Raw genomic sequence first — 19,591 nt, 5'->3', positions numbered from 1 at the left:
ACATGAACTCCAAGTGCTGTTGCACAGGTTGGTCCCTCGTGGCCGGGCTGCTGGCAAGCGTGCTGGCCTTGCCGAGCCTCGCTGCCGCTTTGACGCTAGATGAAGCCTTGCGACTGGCGGAAAACACCGCACCATCGCTGGCGGCGCAGGATGCAAAGATTCAGGCTGCCAGCAGTGCGGCTGTTCCAGCGGGGGAATTACCCGACCCGAAGCTGATTGCCGGCCTGCAGAACTATCCCATCGGCGGCCCGGACCGCTGGAGTGTCAACGACGACTTCATGACCATGCAAATGGTCGGGGTCAGGCAAGACATGCTCAATGCTGACAAACGCAAGGCGCGCATCGACGTAGCCAACGCTGGTGTCGATCGTGCTGCCGCCGAGCGTCAGGTCGAACGCCTGAACGTTCGCCAGGCCACGGCGCTGGCCTGGATCAGCAGCTATTCGGTGGAACGCAAGGACGCGCTGTTTCAGGACTTCTATAAAGAGAATCGCCTGCTGAGCGACACCGTCCGCGCGCAGATTGCCGGGGGGCTTGCGCAACCGGCCGATGCCGTGACACCGAAGCAGGAAGCGGCGCAACTGGCCGAGCAGCAGGACGATCTGATTCGCCAGCGTGCCCAGGCACGCGCGGCACTGAAACGCTGGATCGGTCCGGCTGCCAACGAAACGCCGGTGGGCAGTCTGCCGCAGTGGCCGATCAATAATTCAGGCCTGTCTCATAAGCTGCAACACCATCCTGAGTTGGCCGCGTACGGGCCGATGACCCGCGAAGCGCAAGCCAGGGTGCGCGAGGCGCAGGCGGAGAAAAAGTCCGACTGGAGTTGGGAGGTGGATTATCAGCATCGCGACCGGCAGTTTGGCGACATGGTCAGCGTGCAACTGTCCTGGGATCTGCCGCTGTTTGCGCAGACCCGACAGAACCCGAAAATCGCCGCGCGAGAAGCGGAAGTCAACCAACTCGAATCCGAGCGCGAAGCCTTGTCACGCGAGCACACCGAGCAACTGGAAAGTGCGCTGGCTGACTATGAACGGCTGAATCGCGCGGTCCAGCGCAATGCGCAAAGTCTGGTGCCGCTGGCCAAAGAGAAAGTCGAACTGAACATGGCCAGCTACCGCGCCGGCAAAATCGATTTGAATGCGCTTGTCGCTGCCCGCCGAGAACTCATCGAGGCTCGTCTTAAGCAGATCGACGTGGAGGAGCAGCGAGCGCTGACCAGCGCACGGCTCTACTTTGCCTACGGGGAGGTCAGCCAATGAGCCTTAAATGGAGCGGGGCATTGCTGGCCGGCGTTGCAATGGCAGTGGGCGTTGTCGGTGGTTACTGGCTGGCGCCTCAACGCATCAGCAACGTGCAGGCCGCTGCGCCTGAGCAGCACCTCAACACGGCGAACGATCGCAAGGCGTTGTACTGGTACGACCCGATGTACCCGCAGCAAAAATTCGACAAGCCAGGCAAGTCGCCCTTCATGGACATGCAACTGGTGCCGCAATATGCCAGTGGCAGCAGCGATCAAGCGACGGTCAGCATCGATCCCGGCGTGGCTCAGAATCTCGGGTTGCGCTCGGCAGCGGTCGCCCGTGGGGTGTTTGACTCGCCTCTCGACGTGACCGGGATCCTCGCTTTCAACGAGCGGGATGTCGCGGTCATCCAGGCCCGCACTCCGGGCTTTGTCGAGCGGGTTTACGCCCATGCGCCAGGTGATCTGCTCAAAGCCAACGCGGCGTTGGCGGATATTCTGGTGCCCGAGTGGGCGGCGGCGCAGACCGAGTTCCTGGCACTCAAAAACAATGGTGATCGCGATTTGCTCGCTGCGGCGCGCCAGCGCTTACGGCTCACCGGGATGCCCCCGGCATTGATTGCGCAGGTCGAGCGCAGCGGTAAGGTCCAGCCTTACCTGACGTTGACCAGCCCGATTGGCGGCGTGTTGCAAGAGCTCAACCTGCGGATCGGCATGACCGTGGCGGCGGGCGAGACGCTGGCGCGGGTCAATGGTTTGAGCCGTGTCTGGCTGGCGGTGGCCGTTCCCGAATCAGAGGCTGGCACCATCGCCGCGGGCCAGTCGGTTGAGGCGCAATTCCCGGCCTTTCCCGGAACCAGGGTCATAGGCAGGGTCAGCACCATTCTGCCGGACACCAATGCGGACAGTCGCACCTTGCGCGTCCGCGTCGAACTGCCCAATCCGGACGGGCTCCTCAAGCCCGGTTTGACGGCGCAAGTACGCTTGATTCGTTCAACCGGGCAGAGTGTGTTGTGGGTGCCGAGCGAGGCGATCATTCGCACTGGCCGACGTGCCCTGGTGATGCTTGCCGAAGACGTCGGCCGCTATCGTCCCGTGGAGGTGCAACCGGGGCAGGAGAGCGATGGCAAAACCGTCATTCTCAAAGGCCTCGAAGAGGGCCAGAAAGTCATCACGTCGGGGCAGTTCCTGCTCGACTCAGAGGCCAGTCTCAAAGGCATCGTCGCCGGTTCTGAAGACGCGAAATCGGGAGGTCAGCCATGATCGCTGCTCTTATTCGCTGGTCCGTCGCCAATCGTTTTCTGGTGCTGCTGGCGACGCTATTTGTCACCGCGTGGGGCGTCTGGTCGGTGCAGAGCACGCCTGTCGATGCGCTGCCGGACCTGTCCGACGTGCAAGTCATCATCCGCACGCCCTATGCGGGACAAGCCCCGCAGATCGTCGAGAACCAGGTGACCTATCCATTAGCGACCACCATGCTCTCGGTGCCGGGGGCGAAAACCGTGCGCGGTTACTCGTTCTTTGGCGACAGCTTTGTCTATGTGCTGTTCGAGGACGGTACGGATCTTTACTGGGCGCGTTCGCGGGTGCTCGAGTACCTGAGCCAGATCCAGAGTCGACTACCGGCGAGTGCCAAACCGGCATTGGGGCCGGATGCCACAGGGGTTGGCTGGATCTATCAGTACGCGCTGGTGGATCGCACCGGTGGGCATGATCTGGCGCAACTGCGCGCACTGCAGGACTGGTTCCTCAAGTTCGAGCTGAAAACGCTGCCCAATGTCGCGGAAGTGGCCACGGTCGGCGGCATGGTCAAGCAGTATCAGGTGCAACTTGAACCGCTGAAAATGGCCAGCCTCGGTATCACGCAGAGCCAGATAGCCGCAGCGATCGGCAAAGCCAATCAGGAAACCGGTGGTGCGGTGCTGGAGATGGCCGAATCCGAGTTCATCGTACGGGCGTCCGGTTACCTGAAGTCGCTCGATGATTTTCGCGCGATCCCGCTCAAACTCGGCGCCGGCGGCGTACCGGTGACGTTGGGCGATGTAGCGACGATTCATTTGGGCCCGGAAATGCGCCGTGGCATCAGCGAACTCGACGGCGAAGGCGAGGCGGTCGGTGGCGTGGTGATTTTGCGCAGCGGCAAGAACGCCCGGGACACCATTGCAGCAGTCAAAAACAAACTCGACGAACTGAAAAGCAGCCTGCCGGCCGGTGTTGAAATCGTCACCACCTACGATCGCAGCAAGCTGATCGATCGCGCGGTCGAAAACCTCAGCCACAAACTGCTCGAAGAGTTCATCGTCGTGGCACTGGTGTGCGGGATCTTTCTGTGGCACTTGCGCTCATCGCTGGTGGCGATCATTTCCCTGCCGGTGGGCGTGCTGATTGCCTTTATCGTCATGCGCTATCAGGGCCTCAACGCCAACATCATGTCGTTGGGCGGGATCGCCATTGCCATCGGTGCGATGGTCGACGCCGCCGTGGTCATGATCGAGAACGCGCATAAAAAAATCGAGGCGTGGCATGCGGCCAATCCGGGCGAGGAACTGCAGGGTGAGCGGCATTGGCAGGTGATGACCGACGCGGCGGCAGAAGTCGGCCCCGCGCTGTTCTTTTGCCTGTTGATCATCACGCTGTCGTTCATCCCGGTGTTCACACTCGAAGCGCAGGAGGGTCGGTTGTTCGGGCCGTTGGCGTTTACCAAGACCTACGCCATGGCGGCAGCGGCTGGTTTGTCAGTGACGCTGGTGCCGGTACTGATGGGTTACTGGATACGCGGACGCATTCCCGGTGAACAGCAGAACCCTTTGAATCGCTGGCTGATCCGGATCTACCAACCTGCGCTGGACGCGGTGCTTCGTCGTCCAAAAATCACCTTGCTGGCAGCACTATTGGTGTTCGTCAGTGCGCTGTGGCCAATGTCGCGTTTGGGTGGCGAGTTTCTCCCGCCGCTGGACGAGGGCGATCTGCTTTATATGCCGTCGGCTTTGCCTGGGCTGTCGGCGCAGAAGGCCGCGCAATTGCTGCAACAGACCGATCGCCTGATCAAGACCGTGCCCGAAGTGGCGCACGTCTTCGGCAAGGCCGGCCGCGCCGAAACGGCCACGGACCCGGCGCCGCTGGAGATGTTCGAAACCACCATTTCGTTCAAGCCCCACGAGCAATGGCGCGCCGGGATGACCCCGGAGAAACTGGTGGAGGAACTCGACCGCGTGGTGCGTGTGCCCGGTTTGACCAACATCTGGATTCCGCCGATTCGCAACCGCATCGACATGTTGGCCACCGGTATCAAAAGCCCCATTGGGGTAAAAGTCGCTGGCACCAACCTCGCCGAAATCGACGCCGTCACCCAAGCGGTCGAGGGCGTCGCGAAAAACGTCTCCGGCGTCAGTTCCGCACTGGCCGAACGGCTGACCGGCGGGCGCTACATCGACGTTGATATCGACCGCAAAACGGCGGCCCGCTACGGCTTGAACATCGCCGATGTGCAAGCCATCGTTGCCGGCGCCATCGGCGGTGAAAACGTCGGAGAAACCATTGAAGGCCTCGCGCGTTTCCCGATCAACCTGCGTTACCCACGCGAGTGGCGGGACTCGCCGGGTGCCCTGGAACGATTGCCGATCTACACCGCATCAGGCCTGCAGATCAGCCTCGGCACCGTCGCCAGAATCACCATCACCGACGGCCCCCCGATGCTCAAAAGCGAAAACGCCCGACCCTCAGGCTGGGTGTACATCGACGTGCGCGGACGGGACATCGCCTCGGTCGTCGCCGATCTGCGCCATGCCGTCAACGAACAGGTCAAATTGCAGCCCGGCATGAGCCTCAGCTACTCGGGCCAGTTCGAGTTCCTCGAAAGGGCCAACGCACGCCTCAAACTGGTAGTCCCGGCGACGCTGTTGATCATCTTCGTGCTGCTCTACCTGACCTTCACCCGCTTCGACGAAGCTCTGCTGATTATGGCCACGCTGCCGTTCGCACTGACGGGCGGCGCGTGGTTTCTCTATCTGCTTGGCTACAACCTGTCGGTCGCCACCGGCGTCGGCTTCATCGCCCTGGCCGGCGTTTCCGCCGAGTTCGGTGTGATCATGTTGCTCTACTTGAAGAATGCCTGGGCTGAGCGCATAGACCTCGGCGACACCTCCGAGCGCGCACTGGTCGCAGCCATTCGCGAAGGCGCCGTGCAACGAGTGCGACCCAAGGCCATGACGGTGGCGGTGATCATCGCCGGGTTGTTGCCCATTCTGCTGGGGAGTGGATCGGGGAGTGAAGTGATGAGCCGTATAGCTGCGCCGATGGTGGGTGGGATGGTCACGGCACCGTTGCTTTCGTTGTTTGTGATTCCGGCGGCGTATCGGTTGATGCGTCGGCGGGGGGTGGCTGTTGAACGTGTCATTAATGAAGGGGAGGCTGTATGAAACTGGGTTTGATTGCGGTTTTCGGGATTGCCGGGATGTTGTCGTTTGCTGCTTGGGCGGAGGACATGGCAGGAATGAAAATGGAGCAGGCGTCGCAGTCGTCCGCTGTTGCGAGTGCTGAGGGGACGATCAAGGCGATTGATCCTGTGAAGCATATGGTAACGCTGGCGCATGGCGCGGTCCCGGCGTTGCAATGGCCGCCGATGACGATGGGGTTTTCAGTGGCGGAGGAGCAGTTGGCAGGGTTTGAGGTTGGGGATCGGGTGGTGTTTTCATTTCGGGTGGATGGGGGGAGGGCAGCGATCATTGACATGAAAAAATGAGGGGTTGAGGGAGCGTTTGCCGGCACGGGTTATTGTGCCGGTTTTGCTAATAAGTTAGTCCGAGGCGGGCCGTAGTCCAGCTGAGTTCGCTCATTTTCGACCGGTAGCTTTCGGCCAGAAGCGGACATAGCCCAAAGGAAGCCTTCGGACCGAAAAAAGACCTTTTCTTAAAAAACCGATAGGCTCATGTACTTCTTTATCAGTAAAAATCCAGGTGAAAGGACATGGCACTTTCTAAAGGCGATCTCATAAAACTAATCAGCGCTGATCAAACAAAAGTAGTTTTAACTGATTGGATTAGCTCTCGGGAGGCGGCACCGGGGGATATCGCTTTGGTGGAAGAAGTCTGTATCGCAGAGGATGGGCAGATCGTTCGCCTTCTGTGCGAGGACCGTCCTGGTTTTCTAGAATGGCGAACGTGCTTTTATGAGGCAGGGTTGGCCTATGAACTCCTTCTGGGCCCCGCCGACGTCGCCAATTGAATCTTTGCGCCAGACAATTATTGCTCTCCACCAAGAGCTGCTTATGGTCGATGGACACTCGTCACGAACGACTGCTTTCGGCCAGAAGCGGACATTCATACCGCTAGTCAAATACATTGTCGCGACGATCGCATTCAAATTTGGTGCAAGTGTTCAGCGGGAAAAAGGGAGGATTGATGAGTCTTGATCTGTGTTTGGAAGCTGATAGTACGCTCACAATTTTGACATTGAGCAATGCCCTTGAGAATGCTGGTGCTCGAAAAGTCGAGGTAACAGAAGATGGGCTATACGCTGAATTTAGCTCAGGACTTAAATTAAGTACCGATGACGCCTTCGGTGACCCCACGATTTATGCTGAGAATACAATGGGTTTCGACTTTCCTGTCGCTGTGCGTTGTACCATTAGAATTAAAGGGCCTGAACCAGAGGGAGAGTCGGCTATGGAAGATTTGGAAAAAGTCGCCCAATCAATACTCAGTCGTGTTCAGCCTTCTTTCTAGTTAGCTTTCAGTTCGAACAAACCATGTACTGGCGGGATGCGACAGGGCTACATCGTCCTTGAGTTCGGTGCCTGCGCGTCGTGCTTCAGATATTTTTGAATGGTGCTTTTCGGACAAAAGCGCCTTTAATTGATGGGCCGCAATTGGCCGATAGCAGGCGCATTAAGCACTCTTAATCCCTATGCGGCGGCAACCTGACCGCCGCCACAAAGGGATGTCCCCTCAATCCACCGGCACAACTTCATCCAGTGCTTTATTCACCGCCAGTTCCCCCAGCATCACCACTTGCGCAATCCCCAGCGCAGTTTTGCGGTGGCCAGGGTCCAGGAGGGCGGCGAAGTTGCAGAGCATTTCGGTGGCTGAGCTGAGGGATTCGCTGGCGTTAACCAGCAGGGACTCACTGTCGTAGTCGGAATTGGCCAGAAACATGGGCGCGTGTTTTTTGTCGCTGCCCATGATGCGGCGGGTTGGCGTGAGGTAGTAGTCGAGGGCGCGTTCGGCGGCTTCGTGGAATTTCCTGGAATCGGGGGATTCGTACGGGGAGGCCGGATCTGTTTCCGGCGGGTTCGGCGTGATCTTGAACATGTTCTTCTTTTTCCTGTGGTGTGGCCGCCGCACCGAGCTACTAAACAAGGGGTGGCAGCTGTACGCAGGTTAGTAGACCGGGGAAAAGAAGAAAGCCGGCGCGCCCGAGAGCGCCCTACGCACAGCCACCATCAAGTGCAGGTACGTGAATACCTTTTGACGGACGCTTGTGCACTTTCATTTACCACGGGCTACTAAACCCGATCACTGGGAATCAGTGACACGAACCAAGTTACCGGTGGCCTTTGAAGCGCACAAGCCGGCGGATTCTGGCGTAGTCGTAGGCAATGGCGCAAGACGTTGTAGCCTTAAGCAGGTAGCGCGACGTGTCTTTTAAACAGTGATGGAAAACTCCTAAACACGTCGTTCAAAATGACGCTCGTCAGTCTGTCCTCCAACAAAAAACGGTAGGTTTTATTTCTAGAACCTGGGGACGGGTTTGAGGCAAACCACGCGCAGATACATGGTCTGGTCTCGCACGATCCCTCGACCTTTTCTACTCCGGAAATGGCCCACAGGCTTCAATCGCTTCGTCATCAGTACGGCTATCGATACCACCATCCTCCCCGATGTAAACATCAGTATTCGGCCATTTCGGGTTAACCCGGATGCAATGTGATTTCCCGCCGTTGTTCCAGTCGAACTCCATAAAAAACTGGCTGTTCGGGAAAATAAGTCCTGCGCCCCCAGTAACTTCACCCGGGTAGATCTCGCCTTTTGAGATGTCGTGTTGAACATTCAGAATGTAACCGAGGCGCCCCTGTCCCTTCTCAGAGAAGTGGAAGCTCACTTGTGGAGTCGCGACATACCAAAAGGCGATGGGTGCGAGCAACAACGCCACCGCCCAGCGCCAGAAATGCCGTTTCGGTTTATTTGCAGACGTGGTCACGTGTGCCGTCTCCCCAGCTTGAACGTGGTAGTGCTAAAACTTCGCCCATTACCATTTTTGCCGTAATCCCTCCGTTGGGGTGCTGCTTGTAGAGTTTGACGCCAATGCTGATCGAGACTCGGTCGCCTATGTCGTCCCAAGCCCGCATGCCTTCGATGTCCGCTGAGCGGTGAGGCCCTTTCCGTTCGTTCCACTTCTGAATTTTACGAAGGGAGTCAGATGCCACTTGTTCAAGACCGGCTCCGTCCAGAAGAATCTCTTCAGAAAGCCCACCGTAGCGCCCCACGTAGCCATAGTGGATGTTCGACCAGATGTCGTAGAAGTAATCGAGCTGACCTTGCTTCTGCCAAGGCCCACCGAACTTTTGCCCAATTGTCACCTTATGATCCCAAGGCCGATTTTGACCTACCCGCTCAGCCCAAAGGCCCATTGCAGTGACAGTGTTAGCAAGTGCAATTGCTTGGAAGTTAGGAGGGGCAAGGCGCGCATACAAAGGTAGCTTTTGAAATTCTGCGTTTTCGGCTGCTGCGTCGTAGCTCAACAGCTTCTTCATTTTGAGTACAGAGGGATGGGTGATGTTACGGTTCATTTCCCCGGCGATATAGCTGGCCACCTGTTCCATCATGTCAGGGTCTTTGCACGTGACGGCAGCTTTGGGTTCAGGCTTTGCCTTGGGCTTTTTCGGGGTGGGTTTGGGCGTTACAAGAGCGTTTGCGGCTACTGCTTTCTCTTTCAATTTCGGGTCAGCGAGCAGTGTGGCCATTTTTTCGTCATCCACAGAGCCATCTGGACGGAACGCACCGAGCGCCATGAAGTTGATGATGGTTGCACCACCCGCATCCCCCATGACAAAACCACCACCCACATCGCCTGACCCGGAAATGATTGTTCCGCCGTGGCTGGTTGGACTGCCCAAATGGGCCATGGGGCGCCCGTTCACCTGAATGGAGGGGAATCCTGTGGTGATCACAGCTCCACAGCCGCAGGTATCGCCAACGCGAGCAGATCCCATGAAGTTAATGTTTACATCACCACTGGCGGAAGCAATCGGGGTAGTGGCGTGACCGGGCATTGGGCAGACATGCTTGTCACCCAATCGAGCGGAGGGAGTCATACGGCATCCTTGTCGTGCAATAAAAATGTCAAATCGTGAAGACTGAAAGTGCTTTTTAGACACGGGGAGATTACCGCACCGGCTCAGGTGAGTCTTTAGGAGCAATCTGAGTTTGTGTTTTTGGCAGACATATTTTATCCGGCAGCTATCGGCCGGGAGTCTCAGTCCTTGGCCGATAACAGACGCGTTAAATATACGTTCCCCACTGTGGCGGTGACCTCACAGCCGCCACAGTGGGAACTCCCATCAGTCCACCGGCACAACTTTATCCAGTGCTTGATTAACCGCCAGTTCCCCCAGCATCACCACTTGCGCAATCCCCAGCGCAGTTTTGCGGTGGCCTGGGTCAAGGAGGGCGGCGAAGTTGCAGAGCATTTCGGTGGCTGAGCTGAGGGACTCGCTGGCGTTGACGAGCAGGGACTCGCTGTCGTAGTCGGAGTTGGCCAGAAACATGGGAGCGTGTTTTTTGTCGCTGCCCATGATGCGTTGGGCTGGCGTGAGGTAGTAATCGAGGGCGCGTTCGGCTGCGTCGTTGAGTGTTCGGGAGTCCGGGAATTTGTAGGGTGAAACTGGATCGGTTTCTGGTGGATTCGGCGTTGGTTTGAACATAGATGAAGCTCCATATGGGACTTAAGGAGCCATCACCTTCGCTACCAAACGAAAGGTGGTGGCCATACGAAGGTTGGTAGACCGGCCCATATGGAAAATCCGGCGCGCCCGAGGACGCCCTGCGCATGGCCACCATAAGACAAATGCTGAAAAAGCATCTGCGCACGGTGACGTTATGCGTCATATGGAAACGGGCTACCAAACCCCATCACTGTTTTTCAGTGACCCGGAAACGATAAAACCTGCATCCCAGACGCACAAGCCGGCGGATTCTGGCGTAGTCGTAGGCAATGGCGCAAGAAGTTGTAGCCTTGAGCCGGTAACGCGACGTGTCTTTTAAACAGCTACGGAAAACTCCTAAACACGCATCATCAACACGCCGTTCAAAATGACATTCGTCGGCCCGCCCTGTAGCTCAGGCAATGGCTTGGAACCCTCGCGGCCGGGCACGCACCAACACTAGGTTGCAACCCAAAAAAGACGAGGAAGGATACCCATGTCAGTTCATCCGATTTTGTTTCTGGGTGGCTCCGGCGCCATCGGCCACCGTTCTGCCAAAGCCCTGCGCGCCGCCCATCCCGACGTCCCGTTGCTGATCGGCGGCCGCGACCTGGCCAAAGCTCAACAAGCCGCCGAGGAAATGGGCGGGGCGCAGGGGGTGGTCATTGATCCTGCGGCAGATGACCTGGGATTGGGCAATCGCCCGATCAGCGCCGTGGCGGTTTTCTACATGGATCATTCCCTGGCCGGGTTGCGTTTTGCGCAGCAGCGCAAGGTGCCGCATCTGAGCATTTCGTCCGGCATTTTCGAGATTGCGCCGCAAATCGCCAGCTACATCCATCGCCCTGACGCGTCCCCCATCGTGCTGGGTTACGAATGGATGGTGGGCGCGACGACGGTGGCGGCGCTGCACATTGCTGAAGCCTTTGCCCGGGTGCGCGACATACGCATTGATGCGTTGGTTGACGAGCAGGACGGCGGCGGGCCGACCGTGGCTAAAGATTTTGAACACTTGAGCAAAATGCTGCCCGCCGCCCTGACGCGGCGCGATGGCAATTACGTCTGGCGTGAAGGTGAGGAGCATAATGTCAGCTTCCGGGCGGTGGACGGCACGTCGATGCAAGCCTCTGGCTTCTCGTCCATTGATGTTACCGGGCTGGCTGCCGCCACCGACGCGCCAAATGTGCAGTTCAATCTGGCCAGCGGGGTGAGTTCTTCGCGACGCGCGGGTCGGCCGATGTCGACCGAGATCCTCATCGAAATGGTCGGCGAGGATCGCAAGGGTCGGGCGTTGCACACACGGCATGCCGTCGTTCACCCGGCAGGTGCCGCAGCGTTGACAGGGCTCAGTGTGGCCATGTTATTGGAACGACTGCTTGGGCTGGATGGCAAACCACCCACTCCGGCAGGTCTGTACTTCCCTTATCAGTTGCTCGATGCCAGTGCGTATCTGGAGCGTTTGAGTAAAGAGGGCGGTGAGCTGCTGGAACTACGAGTGCAGTAACCGTCATGCGCAGCACCGCCGACTTGCCGCTCATTCAGGTCGGCGGTGCTGCGCATTCACTCAACTGTTGAAGCGTAAAACCGATCTGGTAAGCGTGAACTACTCAGCGAATTGTTCCGAGAGCAACTTTTTACAGTCCAATTGCAGGTCACCCAGGAATGGGTGGATTTCCGACGACTCCATTAAAGCCATCAGCTCTGTGGCTCGCGTCCTGATGGGCATCCATTCTTCATGCTCAAAGATCAGGCGATCATGGCAATGAAATGCGGCCTCGGTAAGGCTATTGCATCGCTGCCAAATGTCTTCCAGCCGGCTTTTCACGTCCTCCGGTAGCCCGCTTCCGCAGATTGAAAGGACCTTTTCTATCGGAAGAATCATGTCGGACCAGACTTCACAGGCGGGGCAATCCGGAATAGTTGTCTGCTGTATGTCCGAGGTTTGGGCCAGAAACCCAAGCGCTTCGATTACCTCGCATACGGCAAGAACCCGCTTGTACTCATTTTGACCGTACCACCCCCATAGCGTGGTGGAGAACCCCATATCAAACTCCAGAAAAATCCAGCCCCCGAGACCTCACATGTTCTATCGCTTCGAGAAGCTGGCCGTCGAAGTACTCGGAGCCATCTCTTTCCCGCGCTTCGATGCGGTGTTTTGCCTCGATCAACAGGTGTGCGGGCGCGATATTTTGATTCAAAAAAGTAGCGACCATCAGATCGCTCAAATGGATTAGCGGTGTGTCCCATGACTCCTTGCAGCGTTGCATCAGCCCGGTATCGGCATCCCCGCGCCATGGCCATAAAAGATTCGAGACTGCCAATTCGGAGATCATTAACGTGCCTTACATGAATAGTCGAATTGCCGGACCGCTGGTGGCCAACGCGAGACGCTACGTGGGCGTGCCGCTCGCGCATTCGGCCACAAAAAAGCATCAGGATGATAGCAAATAGATGGAGCTCCTCTTACGCTAGGTCTTCCGTTAGTCAGCCAGTAATCAGGTGCAGTCCCGTGCGTCACGTCCTCGGCTTATACACCCCGAAAAATATAGACCGATCATGGTTGCTGGACGATCAGGACCTAATTGCTTTCAATACTGATTCCTTTCATTCGCATGGATACTTTTCTCTGATTGCATCTGCTTTTGAACAATATGCGCAAAGAGATGCGGGAATAGGCATTGGAACGATAAACGTGAAGTTCCAGCTCAAAGGTGATGACCTGGATGACGCGTTGGAGATTTTAAATAACCTGGAAACGGAGCTCTGTCAGCGACCGGCTCGTTGGCGCGAGCATCTAGGTACCGTTCACTATCCAGGGCAACCCGTGCGGCCGGTTCAACCCTTGTTGTTCAGGAACCGAGTTTTGCGGCTTGTCCGCATGCTGCAAGCCTTGGTTCACAAAGCCAAAGCCGGAGAGAAGTGGCTGGTTTATGGGAATGGCGTTTGCTATCGCACCCTGCGCGGCATAAAACGACCGCCCGGCGTTGAGGAGTATTCATAGCGACCAGCTAACGGGCCGGGCCATTTGCTTTGCTCGCTCAGGGGGGGAGATGAAAATCGCTTCTCAATCAAATCCTTAATGTTGCCTACAAGATCCTGATATGAAAAAGCTAAGTAACGATTTCAGCGGAGCACTCCGAACGTTCGCATACTTCATGGCCAGTGGAAGCCACTACATGCTCGAGGACGTGAAGTACCTCGATATGTATGGCTCAGAGCCCAGTGCGATTGAACAGGTCTTTGCGATATTTGCGAATGTCATAGAGATGGACGACGAAGGCAATGTCCTTAATTTCACTCACGCGCAAAAAAGGGCGACTGACTACCTACGGTCATACTGCGATCGGTCTTTCGAAGTAAAACCGCCTTTTGAGGACTGGGAAACCGAACTCTATGGGCCACCCAAAAGCAGGCGCTAATTTCTAGTTTACGTGCCAACCCGAGACATCCGCGGGATGCCCGGGTTTGTATCCGCCTGGCGTCGGCGAGGCGCTTGAGGATCCTCACGGCGACTGCCCAATCCCACCATCCAGCGTGTTACCGATCTGTTTGAGCATGACTATGCTTCTGTCCAGTTCACGGTCGCCGTTTCACGCCACTTAACTTCGGTAATGCCAAAGCGCTCGGCCTGGGGTTTGGAGATGACTTTCAACGGTGGTTTGCCGGGTTTGGGAATTGGCGCGATGCCGGCATCGCAACTCGCCCAATGCCAGGCATCGGCATTGCGCATGGTTTTCGCGCGGATGACGAATGATTTTGGCTGGCCGTGAAGTTTGTATTCGATGACGAAGATGTCGACGTTGCTCATGCGTTCCTCCTTACGCTCATACGCAAATGAGTTTTGCCGACCCAAAAAATTCAAAGGATTTTCGGGGTTTGTTTCAGGCTGCTGACAATTGTTTTGCTTTGAACGGTTGGAACCGGCGGTGGCCTAAAGATCGAGCGTCTGCCAAGCAGACACGCGGACGAACAGACTCAACGAATTCACCCCCGGAGGTCCCGGTGAACAAGACGATCAGTGCCGAGGATCTGGCTATTCAGCTCAAGCACGACGATGACGCTGCACTGTTCAAATGGCTGCTTGCCAGTTTCCTGATGGGCAAGCGGATACAGGCCGAAATCGCCGCCGAAGCCTATCGGGTGATTGCCGATAAACACGGGCGCGATACACCGCGCAAACTGGCCGCATGCAGCCATCGTGAACTGGTCGCGATGCTCGGGGAGGCGCATTACGTGCGTTATGACGAGACTACCGCCGTACGGCTGCACGCCTTGGCACGCCGGTTAAACGACGAGTACGCGGGCAAGGTCAGCCATATGGTCGAGGCCAGCGCTGATCGCCAGGCGTTTGAGAAACGGCTGTTGGAGTTCGACGGCATCGGTCCGAAAACCGTGGAAATCTTCATGCGCGAAGCAAGCGCTGTACTTGGCTTTTGAGCGCGGGCAGCGACAAGGCAACGGCCACCACCCGCTCTGTGAAGGCTACCTGACTCGACGACCAGAACGATTGATCGCCAACAGGCACAGCCCGACCAGCAATGCAGCGCCTGCAACCAGGAGCGCCGAAGGTTGCATCGGTTGGCGCAAGCCTGCTGCTGTCTGCCGCTGCGATATCGTCAGTGGTCGGGGTTCAACGATCACTTCGTCAAATGACCGGAATGGCGTAACGACCTCTGCCTGAAACGGCATTTCCTCGATGCTCAGACGCAGGCCGTCTGTCAGCGCCAGTGTCCGTGCGGCGATCGTGCCGACGATCCTGTCCGGATAAACCGGTTCGCCATTGGGATCGAGTTGGTCATACAGGAAATTCTGCCCTTCAAGCCAGCCCACGGCCGTTTGCAACTCGGGGCCCAGGTAATACTTGCCGTCGAGGAAAAATCCGGAAAATTGCGGCGCGCGCTCGACGCTTTCAATGCGATAACGCTCACCCGGTTTCATACCGGTTTCAGGGGCAATCATGGTCAATCCCTCCGCTGTAGGTTCAGCGGTAGAGAACAATGATCGACCGTCGTTCCATGTAAAGGAGGAAAGGTAGCAGTTGTATTAATCAACAGTCCGGATCATTCAGGAGAGCAAACGTACACCTGAGCGGATCAGTCCTTGTGCCGTCAACTCTCGAATCTTTTCCCGCATTGCTTCGCGCTCGGCCTTGGGCGTTACCGGATCGGCGGCCAGATACTGCCGGTCGCACCACCCTTCGATTTGACCTATCCAGTAAGTTTGTCCGGCATGCCCCGTGTCGAGGCGGCCTAACAAGTAGCCGATTTGTTGCCAGGTCGGCAGCAGCTGGAAAATGGCGCTGCGCCGCGCCAACGGGAGTTCATACCAGTCTTGATCAAGTTTGGCTGTCACTCCACGGATCAACAACGGCCAGGACACTTTGTCCAGTCGCGCAATCACTACCGAAAAAACTTTATCCGACGGGTCATCGAGTGCCGCGAACAGTTCTGGCAATTGATTATCGCGAAGCAGGCGCGCTGCGGCCTGTCGCACGGTGACAAAAGCCGAGCGTAATGCGCGGGCATGCCAGTGCTCTGGCAACGTGCCAGTGAGTTCACTGGTCAGGCCGAGCACGCCCAGCCAGTGTTGTTTCGCCGTGGGCAAAGGTTGACTCAAGCGTTCGGCCAGCACGGCATGCGCATCAACGTCGTTACGCGATGCGGCCCACAGCGCCAGATTGCGCACTGCCGGTGACACATCCAACAAGGCTTCGCGCAGAACAGGTTGCGGATCGGCGAGCAGCGGCAGCAGCGCATACAGCACGCGCACGCGGATTTTGCCGCCCGGGCGTGACATCGCTTCAACGAGCAACGGCAGACTTTTCGCCGCCGGCAACATCGTACTCGCCGGCACCGCCATCAAACGTACGGTCAACTCGCGATGCGCCAGAGCACTACGGAGCAGGGTTTCGGGATTTTCAGGGTTTTCCAGCAACAGCGTAAACAGGTAGCGCGCGGTTTTGCCCTGACGATGCAAGAAGTCGGCATACACCTCATCCCGGCATTCCGCCGATTGCAGCAGTGCGCGCACCGTCGACAGCGTCTGGCTGTGGTCGACCCGGCGTTGCGCTGACAGTCCCATCAACGGTTCAAGTGCGGACAACCAAGCCTGGGTGTGGGCGGGAGACAAGTAGTGTTGCAGGCCTGCCGCTGCCAGGTCGCGTACCTGCGGGACCCAATCGTTCAGACGCTCGATCAGCACCACTAATGCTTCGGCAGAAGGCTGCCTGCACAGTTCTCGGACAGCGACTTCCCGAACAAAACCGTTGGCGTGATTGCTCACGTCTGCCCATGAGCCGGTGTTGCCGAAGTGAGCGAGTATCTCCAGCGCCTCGTTGCGCCGATAGTCCTCATAAGTGGCAGGCTGTCCTTGCTTGCGTGCCAATCGGATCAGCCATTCTTGTGTTGTGTTCATGGGTCAGTCCTGTGCGTCCTTGCGGGGGCAAATTGTTTGCGCAAAAGCGCCAGCCTACCCGACTGGTGCCGGAGAGCAAAAAACCTTACTTTTTTAAAGACCTCATCTCTGCCAAGAGCGACTTGATTTTTTCAAGTTCTTCAAACGTTACCTCATGAGTGACGACTATTTTTTCGATTGGTAGTGGTTCGGGGGCTAGGAGTCTGTGTAGGCATTGCCATGTCTTTGATAGAAAAAACAAAGCTGCCATGTAAGCGATGAGATAAAAGCTAAATACAAAAATGAGATTTGCGCTTTCTTTGAAATCCAGGAGGGAGGAGAGGTAGATGAGGGTGTTGGTGCAGGTAATAAATAAAAGAATAAAGACCCACGACAGGAAACTTTGCATCCCGGAACCGAGTTTTTTGTGATTCATTCTCATGATCTTTGTTTTAGTGAAAGTTTTTATGCTTGGGTTGGCGAACTTTATTTGCGTAGCGCGCATCACTCTAAAAGGAGCAGCAAAACGCCCATTAAATTTGTGACCACCTATGCGGCTACTGTAGTTCGGTGGCTGGCAAACGATAGAAGGCCCGTTCCAAGCGTACAAGCAGCGGATTCCGGTGGGTTTGTAGGCAACGTCGTCAATCGAAGTAGTCTCGGTGCCTAACGAAGGCGCGCCGCAACAATCCCGGATGGATTGTCCATGGCCCACCATCCGCAACAGGCACCTCGCCCGGGTCACTAGGGTTGACCCCTTCAAGGCAGCCGCCATTGACACCGGACTTAGGTGGATTGGTCCTGCGTCGATGGTGGGTGTATAGACAAGTCCCGCAGAAAATTGAATGACCAAATTGGAAACCTGGCCCACGCCAATTGTATTTCTCCAGCTCAATAGCCTTCCATAAACAACACCGCTTCCAGTTGTCGGGCGCTATACGCCAAGCCTGACCGCGCCTGCAGCGCGTGCAAGATGGCCGCAACAAGGCGGTTTGCGTCGAGCTGCGCCGGCCAGGACATGTAGGCATTGCGCCAACCGGCACGGGTCGCTCGTGGGCGGCTACCGCCACGCCCAGCGATAAGACCCAAGTCAGGATATTGCGCCTTGAAGCTGTCGAGCTCGGCATCGTCGAGCACCGCCTCGGCAATGCCCACCAATGCAGTGGCTACGCGTGAGTCGTAGATCACGAAGGCATCCGGATAAAACATGGCGTAAAGCTTCGTCCATGCACTGTTCATCGCGGCTGGCTGCTGAGCGTTGCGGTTTGCAGCGCGCTGCAGGTTGGCGACGACCGCATTGGCATCTTGCGTGGGCACGCGCACTCCGCCCCACTTGCAAATGGACGCGAACAACGCCAGCACCGAGTCGGCATTATCAGCTAGATGAGGAATGAGTTTCTGCGCACGCTTGATATAACCCTGCAACTCTTGCTCGGTGGCTGTAAAACTCACTGCTGGCGAGGGCCAGAAGTAGTTGTTCAATCGCGCGTCCAGCCCAACGACCGCCTCGGCTGGATAGAGCTTCCGGCGGCGGCGATCGTAAATTTGAAAGGGTTCATGCTCAAGGTAACAGGCAAACCGTGCTTCCAAAGATTTCAGACTTCGGCAGTTCGGCGAAACCGGTATTTCGCAATCGGGTTCTACTTCCGCCGTCAGCTCTTGCGTTTCATCGAGGCCAAGCAACTCATATACGCCCTTGGCTACCCGTCGGTAACGCGCTGCTTGACCGTTGCGCGTAAAAAAACCGGTGTGCTCGCACAGATTTGCCAACTGCGTACTGATCGTACTGGCGGCGAAGAAATCCAGACCCACGCGGTAGCGATGGTTGGCGTCGGTGGGGCTTCGGTAAACCCTGCGTCCAATGGTTTTAAGGTCCGCGGCGCGGAAATGTCGCGGGAGTACGCCGGCGTGGATTTCAAAGGCGATTGCGTCGTGCAGTGCCATTAGGCATTCCAAATGCTGAGGGAAGAGTTTTTTCGAAACGGTCGTAGATTACTCGGCCTCACGCGTGTATTCCACTTGGTAACCCTACATCTGTGTATTCGCAACTTCGCCCGACAAAGGCCGGGCGAAGGTGTACACCGCAATCGCGATCAATAATCCCAAATCGCCGGAATCCAGCGAAACACCTCGCCATTCACGGCAACACGGCCCACCGATGGAAACGGCAGGTGCGTGGCGACAAACAGTTCGCCACTGGCCGCAGCTTCCTGCAGCAGCCGCACGCGCACACGCACCGCTTCATCGGGATCGTGCTCGAAGCCGTTGTGCCAGTCCGGGTGGTCGAAGGCCACCGGGAACAGGGCGTCGCCGGCGAAGGTCAGGCGTTCGTCGCCTGAGCTCACGTAGACCACGCAGTGGCCCGGGGTGTGGCCGCCGGTGAGTTTGGCGACAACGCCGGGGGCGACTTCGAGCGCGTCTTCGAAGATCCGCAGTTTGCTTTGGTACTGCTGGATGAACGCGTTGGCGGTCGAGCGCAATACGTCCGGCACCGGTGCGGGCATGTCGGTATAGGTGAAGTCCGGCGAGGTCCAGAAGTCGACTTCGGTGGCGGTGACGTGGATGCGCACGTCGTCGCGCAGACGGTTTTTCACGGTGTCGACGAGCAGGCCGCCGATGTGGTCCATGTGCATGTGGGTGACGACAATATCGGTGACGTCTGCGAGGTCGATTCCGGCCGCCGCGAGGCGTTTGGGGAATTGCCCGGCGCGAGGGAAACCGGGGAACTGCCCGCCGAGGCCGGCGTCGACGAGGATCACCTGTTCGCCGCTGCGCACCACCAGCACGTTGAGTGCCCAGTCGAAGGCGTCGGGGCCCAGATACATCTCCTTGAACCACGCAGCACGGGCTTCGGGATCGGCGTTGGTCGACATGGTCTGGGTCGGCAGCGGCAGGACGCCGTCGCTGATCACCATCACGTCGATGTCACCCAGGCGCAGCGCGTAGCGCGACGGCACCAGTTCTTCGGGCGGGGTTTGCAGGGTTGCGCTGTTGGCGGTGAAGGAATCCAGATGCACGGTCATGGTGTTCTCCTTGTA

The 19,591-nt window shown here is 57.4% G+C and carries 21 protein-coding genes; 9 read left to right on the top strand and 12 right to left on the bottom strand.

The genetic code is table 11. From position 1 onward, the window contains the following. Positions 1-2 precede the first annotated feature (2 nt). From U6037_RS16405 to U6037_RS16380, 6 genes are all read left to right on the top strand, one after another. Positions 3-1,259 (top strand): TolC family protein, encoded by a 1,257-nt coding sequence (locus U6037_RS16405; RefSeq protein ID WP_322843743.1) that lies wholly within the window; start codon positions 3-5, stop codon positions 1,257-1,259. Next, the gene (locus U6037_RS16400) at positions 1,256-2,503 is read left to right on the top strand and encodes an efflux RND transporter periplasmic adaptor subunit (RefSeq protein WP_322843742.1); all 1,248 of its coding nucleotides are present in this window, start codon (positions 1,256-1,258) and stop codon (positions 2,501-2,503) included. Before U6037_RS16405 ends, U6037_RS16400 begins: the two co-directional genes overlap by 4 nt. Next, the gene (locus U6037_RS16395) at positions 2,500-5,658 is read left to right on the top strand and encodes an efflux RND transporter permease subunit (protein ID WP_322843741.1); all 3,159 of its coding nucleotides are present in this window, start codon (positions 2,500-2,502) and stop codon (positions 5,656-5,658) included. The genes U6037_RS16400 and U6037_RS16395 overlap by 4 nt, the downstream gene beginning before the upstream one ends. Then, positions 5,655-5,981 (top strand): copper-binding protein, encoded by a 327-nt coding sequence (locus U6037_RS16390; protein ID WP_322843740.1) that lies wholly within the window; start codon positions 5,655-5,657, stop codon positions 5,979-5,981. Before U6037_RS16395 ends, U6037_RS16390 begins: the two co-directional genes overlap by 4 nt. A gap of 224 nt (positions 5,982-6,205) precedes the next feature. Continuing rightward, positions 6,206-6,463, top strand: a complete 258-nt coding sequence (locus tag U6037_RS16385; protein WP_322843739.1) for a hypothetical protein — start codon at positions 6,206-6,208, stop codon at positions 6,461-6,463. A 176-nt stretch (positions 6,464-6,639) separates the two neighbouring features. Then, positions 6,640-6,963, top strand: a complete 324-nt coding sequence (locus tag U6037_RS16380) for a hypothetical protein (protein ID WP_322843738.1) — start codon at positions 6,640-6,642, stop codon at positions 6,961-6,963. Between the two features lie 222 nt (positions 6,964-7,185). On the opposite strand, the gene U6037_RS16375 is transcribed toward U6037_RS16380, so the two are convergent. The 4 genes from U6037_RS16375 to U6037_RS16360 all read right to left on the bottom strand — a co-directional run bounded on the left by U6037_RS16375 (position 7,186) and on the right by U6037_RS16360 (position 10,160). Further along, on the bottom strand, positions 7,186-7,548 hold the full coding sequence (locus U6037_RS16375; protein ID WP_322843737.1) for a DUF6124 family protein: 363 nt from the start codon (positions 7,546-7,548) through the stop codon (positions 7,186-7,188). A gap of 496 nt (positions 7,549-8,044) precedes the next feature. Continuing rightward, on the bottom strand, positions 8,045-8,437 hold the full coding sequence (locus U6037_RS16370) for a hypothetical protein (protein ID WP_322843736.1): 393 nt from the start codon (positions 8,435-8,437) through the stop codon (positions 8,045-8,047). After that, positions 8,418-9,551, bottom strand: coding sequence for a polymorphic toxin type 44 domain-containing protein (locus U6037_RS16365; protein ID WP_322843735.1), 1,134 nt, complete (start codon positions 9,549-9,551; stop codon positions 8,418-8,420). Before U6037_RS16365 ends, U6037_RS16370 begins: the two co-directional genes overlap by 20 nt. A 246-nt stretch (positions 9,552-9,797) precedes the next feature. Then, positions 9,798-10,160, bottom strand: coding sequence for a DUF6124 family protein (locus tag U6037_RS16360; RefSeq protein WP_322843734.1), 363 nt, complete (start codon positions 10,158-10,160; stop codon positions 9,798-9,800). A gap of 496 nt (positions 10,161-10,656) precedes the next feature. On the opposite strand from U6037_RS16360, the gene U6037_RS16355 reads away from it, so the two are divergent. Then, the gene (locus U6037_RS16355; protein WP_322843733.1) at positions 10,657-11,664 is read left to right on the top strand and encodes an NAD(P)-dependent oxidoreductase; all 1,008 of its coding nucleotides are present in this window, start codon (positions 10,657-10,659) and stop codon (positions 11,662-11,664) included. Positions 11,665-11,763: 99 nt separating this feature from the next. Here the strand turns inward: U6037_RS16355 and U6037_RS16350 are convergent, their stop codons facing one another. After that, positions 11,764-12,204, bottom strand: a complete 441-nt coding sequence (locus tag U6037_RS16350; protein WP_322843732.1) for a hypothetical protein — start codon at positions 12,202-12,204, stop codon at positions 11,764-11,766. A 1-nt stretch (position 12,205) separates the two neighbouring features. Next, the gene (locus U6037_RS16345; protein WP_322843731.1) at positions 12,206-12,493 is read right to left on the bottom strand and encodes a hypothetical protein; all 288 of its coding nucleotides are present in this window, start codon (positions 12,491-12,493) and stop codon (positions 12,206-12,208) included. A 176-nt stretch (positions 12,494-12,669) separates the two neighbouring features. Between U6037_RS16345 and U6037_RS16340 the strand changes: the two genes are divergently transcribed. Continuing rightward, positions 12,670-13,161: a hypothetical protein gene (locus tag U6037_RS16340; protein WP_322843730.1), complete on the top strand. Its 492-nt coding sequence runs from the start codon at positions 12,670-12,672 to the stop codon at positions 13,159-13,161. Between the two features lie 558 nt (positions 13,162-13,719). On the opposite strand, the gene U6037_RS16335 is transcribed toward U6037_RS16340, so the two are convergent. Continuing rightward, positions 13,720-13,968 carry a DUF6555 family protein gene (locus tag U6037_RS16335; protein ID WP_322843729.1) on the bottom strand — a complete coding sequence of 83 codons (249 nt, stop codon included), beginning with the start codon at positions 13,966-13,968 and terminating at the stop codon, positions 13,720-13,722. A 194-nt stretch (positions 13,969-14,162) separates the two neighbouring features. Between U6037_RS16335 and U6037_RS16330 the strand changes: the two genes are divergently transcribed. Further along, on the top strand, positions 14,163-14,597 hold the full coding sequence (locus tag U6037_RS16330; RefSeq protein WP_322843728.1) for a DNA methylase: 435 nt from the start codon (positions 14,163-14,165) through the stop codon (positions 14,595-14,597). A gap of 45 nt (positions 14,598-14,642) precedes the next feature. Here the strand turns inward: U6037_RS16330 and U6037_RS16325 are convergent, their stop codons facing one another. From U6037_RS16325 to U6037_RS16300, 5 genes are all read right to left on the bottom strand, one after another. After that, positions 14,643-15,119, bottom strand: a complete 477-nt coding sequence (locus tag U6037_RS16325; protein WP_322843727.1) for a short chain dehydrogenase — start codon at positions 15,117-15,119, stop codon at positions 14,643-14,645. A 105-nt stretch (positions 15,120-15,224) separates the two neighbouring features. Next, entirely contained in the window at positions 15,225-16,574 is a 1,350-nt protein-coding gene (locus tag U6037_RS16320; protein ID WP_322843726.1) for a PBS lyase, read from the bottom strand. An 85-nt stretch (positions 16,575-16,659) separates the two neighbouring features. Next, a complete protein-coding gene (locus U6037_RS29470) occupies positions 16,660-17,448 on the bottom strand; it encodes a hypothetical protein (protein ID WP_416221682.1) in 789 nt (262 codons plus the stop codon). Beyond that, the gene (locus U6037_RS16305; protein WP_322843724.1) at positions 17,445-18,497 is read right to left on the bottom strand and encodes a hypothetical protein; all 1,053 of its coding nucleotides are present in this window, start codon (positions 18,495-18,497) and stop codon (positions 17,445-17,447) included. The genes U6037_RS29470 and U6037_RS16305 overlap by 4 nt, the downstream gene beginning before the upstream one ends. A gap of 149 nt (positions 18,498-18,646) precedes the next feature. Continuing rightward, positions 18,647-19,576 (bottom strand): MBL fold metallo-hydrolase, encoded by a 930-nt coding sequence (locus U6037_RS16300; RefSeq protein ID WP_322843723.1) that lies wholly within the window; start codon positions 19,574-19,576, stop codon positions 18,647-18,649. Between the last annotated feature and the right edge of the window lie 15 nt (positions 19,577-19,591).

The sequence above is a fragment of the Pseudomonas sp. B33.4 genome (assembly GCF_034555375.1).
Classification (GTDB): Bacteria; Pseudomonadota; Gammaproteobacteria; order Pseudomonadales; family Pseudomonadaceae; genus Aquipseudomonas.
The sequence above is the reverse complement of the archived record's forward strand: the minus strand, read 5'-3'. Positions and strand labels throughout refer to the sequence as shown.